8 protein-coding genes are annotated in these 13,279 nt (G+C 70.9%); 3 read left to right on the top strand and 5 right to left on the bottom strand.

Annotated elements, in window-relative coordinates; all coding sequences use genetic code 11:
- Positions 1–8: 8 nt before the first annotated feature.
- The 4 genes from ABZ412_RS32380 to ABZ412_RS32365 form a co-directional block, all read right to left on the bottom strand.
- Positions 9–908 carry an SDR family NAD(P)-dependent oxidoreductase gene (locus ABZ412_RS32380; protein WP_357287953.1) on the bottom strand — a complete coding sequence of 300 codons (900 nt, stop codon included), beginning with the start codon at positions 906–908 and terminating at the stop codon, positions 9–11.
- A 1-nt stretch (position 909) separates the two neighbouring features.
- Positions 910–1,908, bottom strand: a complete 999-nt coding sequence (locus tag ABZ412_RS32375; RefSeq protein WP_357287950.1) for an alpha/beta hydrolase — start codon at positions 1,906–1,908, stop codon at positions 910–912.
- A 187-nt stretch (positions 1,909–2,095) separates the two neighbouring features.
- Positions 2,096–8,143, bottom strand: a complete 6,048-nt coding sequence (locus ABZ412_RS32370; protein WP_357287948.1) for an amino acid adenylation domain-containing protein — start codon at positions 8,141–8,143, stop codon at positions 2,096–2,098.
- A 145-nt stretch (positions 8,144–8,288) separates the two neighbouring features.
- Positions 8,289–9,152, bottom strand: a complete 864-nt coding sequence (locus ABZ412_RS32365; RefSeq protein ID WP_357287945.1) for a class I SAM-dependent methyltransferase — start codon at positions 9,150–9,152, stop codon at positions 8,289–8,291.
- Positions 9,153–9,198: 46 nt separating this feature from the next.
- On the opposite strand from ABZ412_RS32365, the gene ABZ412_RS32360 reads away from it, so the two are divergent.
- A complete protein-coding gene (locus ABZ412_RS32360) occupies positions 9,199–9,897 on the top strand; it encodes a haloacid dehalogenase type II (RefSeq protein ID WP_357288076.1) in 699 nt (232 codons plus the stop codon).
- A gap of 57 nt (positions 9,898–9,954) precedes the next feature.
- Positions 9,955–11,223 carry a TerD family protein gene (locus tag ABZ412_RS32355; RefSeq protein ID WP_357287942.1) on the top strand — a complete coding sequence of 423 codons (1,269 nt, stop codon included), beginning with the start codon at positions 9,955–9,957 and terminating at the stop codon, positions 11,221–11,223.
- A gap of 6 nt (positions 11,224–11,229) precedes the next feature.
- Here ABZ412_RS32355 and ABZ412_RS32350 read toward each other — a convergent pair whose 3' ends face one another.
- A complete protein-coding gene (locus ABZ412_RS32350) occupies positions 11,230–12,324 on the bottom strand; it encodes a TerD family protein (protein WP_357287939.1) in 1,095 nt (364 codons plus the stop codon).
- A gap of 278 nt (positions 12,325–12,602) precedes the next feature.
- On the opposite strand from ABZ412_RS32350, the gene ABZ412_RS32345 reads away from it, so the two are divergent.
- Positions 12,603–13,232 carry a GNAT family N-acetyltransferase gene (locus tag ABZ412_RS32345; RefSeq protein ID WP_357287936.1) on the top strand — a complete coding sequence of 210 codons (630 nt, stop codon included), beginning with the start codon at positions 12,603–12,605 and terminating at the stop codon, positions 13,230–13,232.
- The last annotated feature ends 47 nt before the right edge of the window (positions 13,233–13,279 follow it).

Genomic DNA, 13,279 nt, shown 5'->3' with positions numbered 1-13,279 from the left:
CAGACATGTCAGACTCCTGTCTTCTGGAGATTCGTCCCGGTCGCCGCCGCATCCTGCTGCGGCAGGACGCGATTCAGGACGCCGAGGGCTTGGGTGTAGAGGGCCGGGAAGTGCCGCTTGAGGTGCCAGACCACGCGGGCGTCCAGCTGCGGCAGCACGTACAGCGCGCCCCGATCGTGGGCGTCGAGGGTGGTGCGCGCCACCGACTCGGGCGAGAACCCGGTCCAGCGCATCAGCCCGTCCGCCAATCGGGAGGAGCCCGAGGTGATCCGGCCGTCGGTCACCACATTGGTGCGCACGAAGGTCGGGCACAGCGCGGTCACCGCGACCCCGCTGCCCGCCAGTTCGGCAGCCATGGTCTCCGACAGCGACACCACCGCCGCCTTGGAGACGTTGTAGGCGGCCATGCCGGGTGCGGCCGCGAAGCCCGCGGCCGAGGCCACATTGATGATGCCGCCGCGGCCGGCCGCCCGCAGCTGGGGTGCGAAGATCTCGCAGCCGTGCACGACACCCCACAGGTTGATGCCCAGCGCCCATTCCCAGTCACCGAACCCGATGTCGCCCACTGGTTTTCCACCGATTCCGACACCCGCGTTGTTGATCACCAGGGTGGGCGCGCCGCCGAACAGCAGTTCCGCGTGCAGGGCCAGGCTCTCCACATCCTGGCGCCGGGACACATCACAGAACGCCGCGTGCGCCGTGCGTCCGCGGGTGCGCTCGATGAGCCGCACCGTCTCGTCGGCGCGGTCCTTGTCGATGTCCGCGCACACGACCTCACCGCCGCGCGCGGCGATCTCGAGCGCGAACGCGCGCCCGATCCCGCTGCCCGCGCCGGTCACCACGGCCTTGGCGCGATGGGAGCGGCGCTTGCCGCCCAGTGCGAAGATCACCTCGTCGATCGGCCACATGTCAGCCCACCCGCTTTCCTGGAGTCGAATCCGATTGCGCCAGTGCCGAGGTCACGAACCCGGCGGCGCTCCGCAGGGCGGGCCCGGCCTCGGGCACCAGCAACGGCAGGGCCTGGAAGACGTGGATGCGCCCGGGCCACAGTTCCAGTTCGCACGGCACGCCGGCCGCGGCGGCCATATCGCGCAGGTGGCGGGCGTCGTCGGCGAGCATCTCCCCCGCGCCGGCCTGCACGAACAGCGGCGGCAGCACGGTCCCGGCCGGAATGGTCAGCTTCAGCCGCGGCGAATCCGCGGGCTCGGCGGCGGTGTACAGCTCGATGAGCCGCCGCCCGGTGCGGGCCGGGGCCATGGGATCGGGCAGCACCCGGTCGCGGCGTTCGGCGAGGGTCAGGGTGGGATCCATGAGCGGCGAGAACATGAAGGCGCCCGCGGGCTGCGCGGTGCCGTCGATCGCGTTCTGCAGCAACAGGTCCAGGGTCAGATGACAGCCCGCCGAGTCGCCGCCGATCACCAGATCGCCTGCGCGATAGCCGTGTTCGAGCAGCCACCGGTAGCCCGCCGCGGCGTCGTCGGCGGCCGCGGGGAACGGATGCTCGGGCGCGAGCCGGTAGTCCAGCACGAACACCGGCAGCCCGGTAGCCTTGGACAGCCGGGCCGCGAGTCCGCGATGGGTCTTGGCCGAGCACACCACGTAGCCGCTGCCGTGCAGGTAGTAGATGGCCCGATCGCCGTGCCGCACACCGGCGGCCCGGACCCATTCGCCGCGCACGCCGCCGGAGCGGACCGGGGTGACCGAGGTCCCCGCCGGGGCGGGGCCGCCCGCCGCCATGATCGCGGCGATGAGCGCGCGCCCGGCCGCGATCCCGATTCGATTGTTCGGCAACCACCCATTGACCTGGCGTACCCCCACCACCGACGCCGCGGCCGCGACTCGCGTCCGCGTCGCCGCCCGGGTGGGGACCGCCGTCGGCGGGAAGGTCGCCATTGACCTCGTCCTCATGGGCCCAGCATCGCGATTCAATGTGCCAGTTGTCAATGGCACATTGGTAACGGACTAGTCACCTGTATAGTGAGCCCTGTCAGCGCGCCGTGGTCATCGAGGAACTGGACCCGTTCCTGGTCGCCTCGGTCCAGCACCCCCGGCGAGTTCTACACCAAGCTGCACCTGCCCGCCGACTGGCGAATGGTCATGGCGGGGGCAGGAAACCGGTCTTCATGTAGTAGTCGAGGTAGCGGGCCAGGATGGGGCGATCGACTCCGGGACAGGCCGAACGGGGATCGCGCGCGGCCGTTCCGGTGACCTCGGCCGAATAGTTGACGCTGAGGGCGGCGGCGCGCACCAAACGGGGGTCCGCGTCCGGCCGTTCGGCCGCCGTGAGCAGGGCCGTGGCGAAGTCCGCCGGAGCCACCGGGGCGAGACGGTAACCGTGATAGAGGATTTCGTCTCGAACGGTGGCGAGGGACACTGTCCGGACCGGCAGCAGGGTGACGGTCTCGACGTCACCGGGTTCGGCCGGTTTCCGGGCGGCGGAGACGATCGCGGCGGCGACCTGATCGACGGGCACCATGGCGACCTCGGCATCGGGTAGCTCGGGGGCGAGACCGAGGACCAGCATGGCGCGCAGCATCGTCCACCAGGCGTCGTCGGCCCCGGCCGCGCCGCACCGGGAATCACCGGTGATGAGGCCGGGGCGGTAGACGCGGACCGGAACACCACGCTCGGCGGCGGCTCGAACCAGCTGTTCCCCCACCCATTTCGTGGCGATATAGCCGGGCACGCCGTCCGGGAGCGGGCCGTTCGAGATCGAGGCCGTCGAGATGAAGTGGACCGGTGTGGCCTGGTGGGTGGCGGCCAGCCGGAGGATCTCGGCGGTGCCGGTGACATTGGCGGCGCGCATGCGGGCGTACGGCTCGAGGTGGTTGACCAGCGCGCCGTTGTGGTAGATCGCGTCGATCCGCTCGGCCAGGTCGGCGAACTCGTTCGTGCTCAGGCCGAGGCCGGGCTGCGCGAGATCACCGGGGACAGGCACTATTCGATCCATATGCGGGACGAGGTCGATGCCGAAGCGGTCGGCATTGGCGACGATGCGACGGCGGACCTCGAGTACGCCGGGTGCGCGGGTGAGGCAGTGGACGGTGGCGGAGGTTCGTTCGAGCAGCTCCCGGAGCAGGAAACTGCCGAGGAAACCCGTTGCGCCGGTGAGCAGTACCGCCGACCGCGAGCCCGGACGCCGGGGGGCGAGACCGGCCGCGGTGATCCGGACATCCAGCACGGCGTCCGCCACCGGGTCCGGCCCGCCGCCGGCCACGGTTGTCTCCGCCCGTAGCGCGGCGGCCAGGTCGCGGACGCGCGGGTGGGCGAACAGGTCCGTGAGGGACACCGGAAAGCCGAGCCGGCCGGCCAGGGCGGCGCGAACCCGGATGGCGGACAGAGAGTTTCCGCCCAGGGCGAAGAAGTCGTCGTCACGTCCGACCCGCTCGACACACAGTTCGGCGCCGAAGACGTCCGCGACCGCGTGCTCGTCGGCCGTTTCCGGCGCGGTGTACATCCGCGACGACGGTTCCGGGTCGGGGAGGGCGGCGCGGTCCAGCTTGCCCGTCGAGCCGAGCGGGAAGGCATCCAGAATGACGAGGTCCGAGGGAATCATGTAGCCGGGCAGCAGCTTTCGGGCCGCGGCCAGAACTTCCTCCGGGCACGGAGTGCGACCGGTGACGGCGCGCAGGTATCCGACGAGCCGGTCCCGGCGGATAGTGACCACGGCTTCGGCCACCTCCGGGTGCGCGCGCAGCGCGGCCTCCACCTCCCCCGGTTCCAGCCGTTGACCCCGCAGTTTGAGCTGTAAGTCGGTGCGGCCCAAGTATTCCAGTCCCCCATCGCGGGTGCGGCGGACCAGGTCACCGGTGCGGTACATGCGCTCCCCCGCACCGCCGAAGGGGTCGGTGACGAAGCGGCCGGCGGTGCCCGCGGGGCGTCCGAGGTAGCCGCGGGCGAGCTGCGCACCCGCGACGTACAGTTCCCCGGGCGTGCCCGGTGGCACCGGGTGCAGTCGGGCGTCGAGCACGTAGGCGCGGGAATTCCAGTGCGGCGCACCGATGGAGATCGGGCCGCCGTCGTGGTCGGTGACGTCGGTGCCGGTGATGGAGATCGTCGCCTCGGTGGGCCCGTAGAGGTTGTGCAACCGGGCCGGGCTCGCTGCCCGGAACCGCGCGATCAGCTCGGCGGGCAGGGGCTCGCCGCCGACGCACACCACCCGCAAGCCCGACAGCGCGCCGTCGGGTGCGAACTCCAGCAGCGCCCGCAGCAGGGACGGCACCGTGAGGAAAGCCGTCACCCGGTGCCGGATCAGCAGGTCGGCCAGGTGGTCCGGATCGGTGCGGCGGGCGGGCGACGGGATCACCAGGCGACCGCCCACCGCGAGCGGGGCGGTGTAGCCGATGAGCGAGGCGTCGAAGGTGCTCGACACCAGCTGGATGTAGGTATCGCGTTCGGACAGCGCGTATTCGGTGGTGAGGAAGGCGATGTGGTTGGCCATGGCGGCGTGCGAGATGCCGACGCCTTTCGGGCGGCCCGTGGACCCGGAGGTGAACAGCAGGTACGCGAGGTCCTGTTCGTGCAGTGGCCGCGACCGGACGGCGTCGGTGATCGGCGCGGGCGAGAAGCTCTCCAGCTCGGGGGCATTCACGAGATCGGCGGTCACGACGCAGACGGGCTCCGCCGTGGCGAGCAGGTCGGCGGTGCGTTCGGCGGGCTGGTCGGGATCGATCGGAAAGTACGCGCCGCCCGCCTGCACGATGGCGTAGAGACAGATCACGAGATCGGGTCCGGGCCGCACGGCCGCGCCGACCACGGTGCCGGGTCCGACACCCGATGCGATCAGCTTGCGCGCCAACCGGTTCGACCACTCGAAGAGTTCGCCGTACGTCAGCGCGGTGCGGTCACCTGTCACCGCGACCGCTTCGGGAGTGCGCGCCGCCCGATCGGCGAAGCCGCTGAACAGGAAGGTCTGCGACACCTCGCGCCGCGGACCCGTCGTCGGCAGGGCCGCGAGTTCGGCAGGATCGGTGCAGGGCAGGTCGCCGACGGGCGCGTGCGGATCGGCGGCGATGGCGGCCAGCACGGCGACAACCCGCCCGCCGAGCCGGACGATCGTGCTCTCGTCGAACAGGTCGGTGGCGTATCGCCACGAACAGTGCAGTCCCGCGGGACCTTCGGCATCCTGCTGCGGCACCACGGTGAGCTGGAGATCCAGCGGTGACACCGCCTCACCGAGATCGATTCCGGTGACGGTGAGCCCTGGCAGTCCCAGCACCTGATCTCCGAAGTCCTGGAACGACAGCGCCACCTGGAACAGCGGGTGATGGGCCTGGGTGCGGGGTGGGTCCAGTGCGGCCACCAGCCGTTCGAAGGGCAGCTCGGCATGGGCGAAGGCGGCCAGGTCGGTGTCACGCACCCGGTCCAGCAGATCGGCGAAGCGCTCGGCCGGGTCGACGCGGGTGCGCAGGACCAGCGTATTGACGAACATGCCCACGACATCGTCGAGTTCGGGTTCCCCGCGGCCGGCCACGGGCGCGCCCACGGCCACATCGTCCACCCCGGCCAGCCGCGCCAGGACGACCGCGAGCGCGGCGTGCACCACCATGAACAGCGAGACGCCCCGGGCGCGGGCCAGCTCCGCCAAGGCCCGATGCAGGGTAGCGTCCACCCGGAAATGCTGTGCCGCACCGCGATGCGAGGCGACGGCCGGGCGGGGACGGTCGACGGGCAGGTCCAGCAGGGGCGGCAACCCCGTGAGCGCGGTCCGCCAGTGACCGAGCTGTTCGGCGTGCGATGAGCCGGGATCATCGGCCGCGCCCAGCAATTCGCGCTGCCAGACGGCGTAGTCGGCGTATTGCACCGGCAGTGGTGTCCAGTCCGGGGCGGCGCCCCGGGTGCGGGCGGCGTAGGCGGTCATGAGGTCGCGGGTCAAGGGGACCATGGAGAAGCCGTCGGCGGACAGATGGTGGATGACCACCCCGAGCACGTGGTCCTGCTCCGCGATCCGGAACAGCCGCAGTCGCAGCGGAACCTCGGTGGTGACGTCGAATCCCGTGCCCGCCAGGGCGATCAGTTCGCTCCGCACTCCGGACTCGGTCACGTCGGCCGCGACCGGGTCGATCGGCACGGCGTCCGCCGGGCGGATGTCCTGATACCCGTCGCCACCGTCCTCGGGATAGACGGTCCGCAGTGCCTCGTGCCGTTCGACCAGGTCCCTCAGTGCGCACACGAGCGCGGCCACGTCGAGCTCCCCGGTCAGGCGCAGCGCGAACGGAATGTTGTAGACCGCCGACTCCGGATCCAAGCGCGCCAGGAACCACATGCGCTGCTGCGCGAGCGACAGCGGAGCCCGCGTCCCGTGCCGCGACCGCGCGGCCGGTGCGGGCCGGTCACCGGTGCCGAGCCCGTCGATGGCCGCCGCCAGAGCGGCGACCGTCGAGTGCTCGAACACCAGCAGCACAGGCACCCGGACGGCCCGGCCGGCCCCGAGTCGTCCCGCCAATCTCGTAGCGAGCAACGAGTTTCCGCCGAGGTCGAAGAAGTCGTCGACCGCGCCCACTCGCGCGACACCGAGCAGCTCGGTGAAGGCCGCGGCCACCTCCCGCTCGGTCGCGGTCAGGGCCCGCCGGTACGGCCGGGCGGCGAATACCGGCTCGGGCAACGCGTCGCGATCCAGCTTCCCGGATGGGGTCAGCGGAAGGCGGTCGAGCACCGTGAGGGCGGCCGGCACCGCGTGGCGCGGAAGATGGTGCCGCGCATGGTCGGTCAGCGCCGCGGCATCGATATCGGCTCCGGGGACGGGCACCACGTACGACACGGCCCCGTCGACGCCACTGGGCAGCCGGCGCACCAGCGTGGTCGCGAAGGCGACGGATTCGTGGGCGAACAGCACCGCGTCGACCTCGTCCAGCTCCACCCGGATGCCGCGGATCTGCACCTGGGAGTCGTTGCGCCCCAGGTATTGCAGTCCCGGCACACCGTCGCGGTCGAGCACCCACCGCACCATGTCCCCGGTGCGATAGATGCGCTCCCCCTTACCGTTCGGGTGCGGCACGAAGCGCGCGGCGGTCAGCCCGGCCCGCCGGTGATAGCCGCGCGCGAGCCCCGGCCCGGCCAGGTAGAGCTCACCGGCCACGGCGGTCGGCACCGGCCGCAGCCGGGCGTCGAGCACCAGGGCGGTCACGCCGGGTATCGGTCCGCCGATGGTGACGGTATCGGCGCTGGTGAGCGGATCGCTGATGGTCGCGGCGACGGTGGTCTCGGTGGGTCCGTACAGATTGAAGAACCCGCGCCCCGGTGACCAGCGGGCCACCAGATCCGGCGGGCATTCCTCACCGCCCGCCACCACTACCGCGAGGTCCGGCAAATTCGAGGCATCGATCCCGGCCAGCGCGGCCGGGGTGATGAAAGCGTGCGTCACCCGCTCGGCCCGCAGCAGCTGCGCGAGTTCGCCGCCGCCGTAGCAGTCGGCGGGCGCGACGACCATCGTGGCCGCCGAGCCGACGGCCAGCAGGAGTTCCAGGATGGCCGCGTCGAAGCTGGGCGACGCGAAGTGCAGGGTGCGGGAATCCGGGTCGACCCGGAAGCGGCGGGTGAGTTCGCCGCAGAGCCCGGCCAATCCGGTGTGGGTGACCGCGACGCCCTTGGGGCGGCCCGTCGAACCGGAGGTGTAGACGACGTAGGCGATGTCGTCGGCGTGCACTCGGCGGGTGCGGTCGGTGTAGTGCAGCGGTTCGGCCGAGATGTCGGCCAGTTCCGCGCGGCAGTCCGGGGCATCGAGTTCGAGCCAGTCGAGCCCGTCACCGAGCCGCTCGCGGGTGGCGGTGAGGGTGAGTCCGCAGGCCGCGCCCGCGTCGGCGAGCATGTGCGCGACCCGGTCTGGCGGGTAGGCGGGGTCGACGGGCACGAAGGCCGCCCCGGATTTGGCGACCGCCCAGACCGCGACGACGGCCTCGGCCGAACGCGGCAGCGCCAGCACCACGCGGTCGCCGGGACCGAGTCCGCGGGCGATGAGCAGCCGGGCCACCCGGGTGGAGTACGCGTCGAGCCGGGCATAGGTGAGCGAGCGGCCGCCCGCGCGCAGGGCGATGCCGTCCGGTCTGCTCTCGACCGCGGCGGCCAGCAGACGCGGCAGCGTCTGGACCCGTCTTCGGCCGCCGGGACCCGGTGCCCGGCCTGCCGCGGGAAGATCGACGGTCACCGGTTCCTACCTTCAAGCCTCGACTCGCGTACCCACCCGAGCGAACTGAATACCGGTCCGGAGCTGATCGGGCAATACATCGGTCGAGCGCCACCGCACCGGGGCTACCAGTGCAAATGCCGGGCAAACGGGTGGGCGCGGCGGCTCACGCCCCGGCCGCGGCGTGCAGCAGCGGCGCGGGCCGGTTCCGGGCGGGCTGGCCCGCGAGCGGCTCGCCGAGGTAGTCGGTGAACAGCTCCGCCAGCGGCCGGGCCTCGACGGTGTCGAAGCCGCAGGACCGCAGCAGCGCCTCGATGTCCTCGTGCTCGAAGTAGCTGAGCCAGGGCTCGCTGATGGCCGCGATCCGGGCCGCGCGCTCGCGGACCGACGCGCGTTCCTCGTCGGTGGTGCCGCTGCTCAAGTAGTCGAGGACCAGGTGCACCGGCCGTCCTTGTCCGGCGATGAAGCGCAGGGTCTCCTCGATGGCGGGCCGGGTCAGGTACATGACCACGCCGAGCCAGACGAACACCGCGGACCGGTCGCGATCGAACCCGGCGGCGGCCAAACCCGCTGCCAGCGTGTCGGTTTCGAAGTCGACGGGCACGAAGGTGAGCGACTCGGGAATGTCGATCCCGGCCTGCGCGAGCCGGTCGCGCTTCCAGGTCTGGGTGTCCGGGTGATCGACCTCGAACACGCGCAGTCCCGGATACGGATTGCGGTATCCGAAGGTGTCGAGCCCCGCGCCGAGAATCACCACCTGCCCGGTTCCCGCCGCGACCGCGCTCGCCACCACGTCCTCGGCGAATCGAGCCCGGGCGGCGAGGAAGTAGCGCCGGATCCGCTGCCGGGGGTCCGGACCGCCGGGCCGGTCCAGGGTCGCGGTGTCGAGATCGGCGATCCGCTCGGCGGTAACGCCCGCGATCCGCGCCGCCAGCGGATCGGTGAAGACCCGTGGTTCGCCCGAGAGCTGGTGGTAGGCGCGCGCGTACGCGGTCGCCAAGGCTGTTCTGCTGGCCCGACCGATCTCCATGCCCGCCAGCCTAGAACCGATCTCGTAGGCTTTCGCCGTGAACGCGATGAGGCCGAGAGCACTGCTGTTCGATGTCCAGGGAACCACCACCGACTTCCACTCGACCATCGTGCGGGCCGCCGTCGCGGCCGCCGGGGAGCTGAGCCCCGACCAGGACTGGGGAAAGTTCGTGAACGACTGGCGCGCGGCCTATTTCACGGAGACGTCCCGGCAGCCCGCGGACAGCGGGTGGGTCAGTGTGGCGTCGATCTACCGCAAGACCCTCGACCCGCTGCTCGACGTCGAGGGCATCGACCTGAAGCCCGCCGCCCGCGACGAACTGGCCCGCGCCTGGGCGCGCCTGGATCCGTGGCCCGACACCGTCCCCGGCCTGCGCCGCCTGCGCGCGACGTTCACCCTCGCGACCCTATCCAATGCCGATGTCAGTGCGGTGGTGGAGATTACGCGCCACGGCGACCTCCCCTGGCACGCCGTCTTCGCGGCCGAGATGGTGGGCGCGTTCAAGCCGGATCCGCGCACCTACGGCCTGGCCGCCCGCTACCTGGGCCTGGAGCCGTCGGAGATCATGATGGTGGCCAGCCACAAGTACGACATCCGGGCCGCGCGCGAGCTCGGTTTCCGGACCGCGTTCGTGGCCCGGCCGCTCGAATACGGCGACCCCGCGCTCGCCGATGCCGAGTTCTCCGCCGAGTTCGATATCAATGCCGTGGATTTCCTGGATCTGGCCGACCAGCTCGCCTGCTGAGCGCCGAACCGTCTCCTAGAGTGGCAGGTGGGCGTTTTCGATACGGGAGGATCGGTTTTGTCCACAACACTCGTGAAGGGTCAGAACGGCGCACTGGCCGCGGCGGAGGTGGTGGTCTCCGTCCGCGTCGCGGCCACCGCCGAATTGTCCGCGCTGCTGGTGACCGAGCAGGGGAAAGTGCGCTCGGACAACGACTTCGTGTTCTACAACCAGCCGACCGGTCCGGGGGTGCGCCTGCGCAACGGCGTGGCCGGGCAGCCCGCCGATCTGGCGGTCTCACTGGCGCAGGTGCCCGCCGAGATCACCCAGATCCGGGCGGTCATCACCCTCGACGGGACCGGGGCCACCTTCGGGCGGATCGCCCCGCCCATCGCGGTGGTCTCCGACCCGGGCGGGAACGCGCTGTACGAGTACAAGATCGAGGACCTGCAGAGCGAGTCCATCGTCATCGCGGTCGAGCTGTACCGGCGCTACGGCGCCTGGAAGGTGCGGGCCGTCGGGCAGGGGTACGCGGGCGGATTCGCCGCCTTGGTCCGCGATCACGGCGTGACGGTCGAGGACGCGCCGCGGCCCGCCCCGATGCCCGTCGCTCCCCCGCCGCCGCCCTCGGCCTACCCGCCGCCGATCGCTCCGCCGCCGATCACTCCGCCCCCGGTCCCGCCGACGCCGGCCGACCGCACCCAGCCGCCACCTCCGCCGCCCTATTCGCCGCACCCCACCGAGGGCGGGCTCTCGGGCGCCAAGCCGGTGACTCTGTCCAAGGGGCAACGCGTCACGCTCCGCAAGGAGGGCGGGGTCGCGCTCACCCGCATCCGCATGGGCCTGGGCTGGGACCCGGCCAAACAGGGCGGACTGTTCGGCCGCCGCGCGGCGAACATCGACCTGGACGCCTGGGTGGCCATGTTCGCCGACCGGCACCTGGTGGACGTGGCCTACTACGGTCAGCTGATCTCGAAGGACGGGTCCATCCGGCACTCCGGCGACAATCTCACCGGCGAGGGCGCGGCCGGGGACGACGAGGTGATCCTGGTCGACCTGAGTCGCATTCCGCGCCACGTGAATACGCTGCTGTTCATCGTCACCTCCTACCAGGGCCACACCTTCGAGCAGGTCAGCAATGCCTACTGCCGGCTGGTGGACGACACCACGCAGGCCGAGCTGGCCCGCTACGCGCTGGCGGGCGGCATGCCGTTCACGGCCATCGCCATGGCGAAGGTGTTCCGCTCGGGCGGCGAATGGAAGCTACAGGCCATCGGCGAGGGCTTCCAGGCCAAGCACCCCGGCGAGGCGGTGCCGCAGCTGGGCCGGTTCATCACCGTGGACTGAACCCGCTCACAGGAATCCGACCACCTGGGAGGCCGCTTCGACCGGGTGCCCGGCCTCGATCGGATGCCCCAGCGCCGACACCTTCCAGATGCCGTCCTCGCGATGCACCTTGGCCACCACCATGCCGGTGTGCGCGCCGCCCGAGCTCAGATTGGAGCGGGTGAGCTCGGTGCTGGTGGTGCCGTCGGTCAAGCGCCAGAACGCGTTCCGGACCCGTTCGAAGGTGTGGCCCGCATAGGAGGTGATGACGAAGACGATGGTGGTGACCTGCGGGCCGATCCGGGTCAGGTCCACGGTGATGGTCTCGTCGTCGCCCTTGCCCTCACCGGTGAGGTTGTCGCCGGAGTGCCGGATAGCGCCGTCCTTGGTGACCAGCTGGCCGTAGTAGGCGGCGTCGATCAGATCGTGCCCGGCGTAGACCAGGGCCGAGGCGTCCAGGTCGATCTCGACCGGCCGCGAACCCCATTTGTGCTGCACGTGCACCGGATCCCAGCCCAGGCCCATCTTGACGAAGCTCAGGTCCTGGCCCTGCCGGCGCAGGGCCACGGTGTCGCCGGACTTCATGACCGGCGCGATTGACGGGGCGGCGGGGCGGGCCGCGTGCGGCGAATTGCTGATGGAAACACCGTGATCCGCGACCAGCGCCGCGAAGCCGCGGGGGTGGCCGAAGCCGACCGCGCGGGCGTACCATCCGTCGTCGCCGCGGTCCAGGTCCACCGCCGCCACCGTGGTCTCGTTGCCGAGGCCGTCGATCACGTACTCGTACAGCGGGTTTCCGCGATCGTCGGCGATGCCGATGTGCGGGGCGGGATGGTCGCCGAAGCGGCTGTCGCGGTCGTCGAGGCTGACCACGATGCGAATATGGGCCACGCCCGGCGGCACGGCGCTCAGGTTCACGGCGACGGCGTGCTGCCCGGGCACCAGCTGGATGCCGGGGCCGGTGGGCTGGTTGTAGAAGATCAGGTCGGTATCATCACGTACCGCACCGCGATCGGTCAGGAGCAGCGCGGCGAGATCGACTCCCGCGCTGAAATGCACCGTCACGGTGATGTCCGAGACGCCCAGTTCACCGGTCTGCCCTTGGGTGAGAAGTGCGGCCACGTTCTCCACTCTATTGGTTCGGCCGGACACCCGGATGAAACGAACCCATATCTGTTTCGCGCGTGGCATTTTGTGCGCGCGAACCTTAGGGCATCCGGAGGCGCTTGGCCATCTCCCGGCGAATCGTTTTATGCCACAAGGTGAATCGGTCGCATGTTCAGTAGCTGTTGGGTACATTACCGGTCAGTAGCCGTTCAGGTTACCGTCGAGTAGTGGGACGAGGGACTGTCCGTCATCGAAGTCGGGCGCTGACGGGCGCGAAAACGTAAGGGACAGTTTTGGTTCAGTCGGGTACACCGACCATTCGCCGCGCCACCGAATCCGACATCGAGGACATCGTCCGGGTCATCGCCCTGGCCTTCGAGTCCGACGATCCGATCGAGGACTACGTCTTCCCCGATCCGGAAGTGCGCGCGCGGCGCACGCCGGGCATGCTGCGCGTCCTCGTCCGGCACCGCTACCTGCCCGCCGAGGCGGCCATCGTCGCCGAGATCGACGGCGTGATCGTCGGCGCTTTGCTGTGGATTCCCCACGGCTTCCGCAATACCGCTCTGCGGGAAGCGATTTCGGGTCCACAGCTGCTGTGGGCCATGGGCCCGGCGGCCACCCGCCGGGGTATCGAGGTGGACGCCGCCATCGCCGGCTCCGCCCCCGCCGAGCCGCACAACTACATGGTCTACCTGGGCGCGGACCCCACGGTCCCGCGTTCGGGCATCGGCCGGGCGCTGACCCGCTGGCTCATCGCCGAGTCCGAGGCCCACGGGCGCGCCCTGTGCGGCATCTGCAAGGACGCCAACGTCGGCTACTACCAAGCGATGGACTTCGCGCGGCTCGCCGGAACCCGAATCGGGAGTAAGGGTCCGGAATTGAATTTCATGCTGCGGCCGGCGGGCGTGACCGCGGGCTGACATGACTCGGAGGGGAGCCCGATCGCGGAACACGATCGGGCCGCCGC

It is taken from the genome of Nocardia sp. NPDC005746, assembly GCF_040630785.1.
Classification (GTDB): Bacteria; Actinomycetota; Actinomycetes; order Mycobacteriales; family Mycobacteriaceae; genus Nocardia.
The sequence above is the reverse complement of the archived record's forward strand: the minus strand, read 5'-3'. Positions and strand labels throughout refer to the sequence as shown.

Excerpts from the sequence above, each read along its gene's own strand:
- ABZ412_RS32380 (WP_357287953.1), bottom strand. The coding sequence starts at position 908 with ATGTGGCCGATCGACGAGGTGATCTTCGCACTGGGCGGCAAGCGCCGC.
- ABZ412_RS32375 (WP_357287950.1), bottom strand. The coding sequence starts at position 1,908 with ATGAGGACGAGGTCAATGGCGACCTTCCCGCCGACGGCGGTCCCCACC.
- ABZ412_RS32365 (WP_357287945.1), bottom strand. The coding sequence starts at position 9,152 with ATGGAGATCGGTCGGGCCAGCAGAACAGCCTTGGCGACCGCGTACGCG.
- ABZ412_RS32360 (WP_357288076.1), top strand. The coding sequence starts at position 9,199 with ATGAGGCCGAGAGCACTGCTGTTCGATGTCCAGGGAACCACCACCGAC.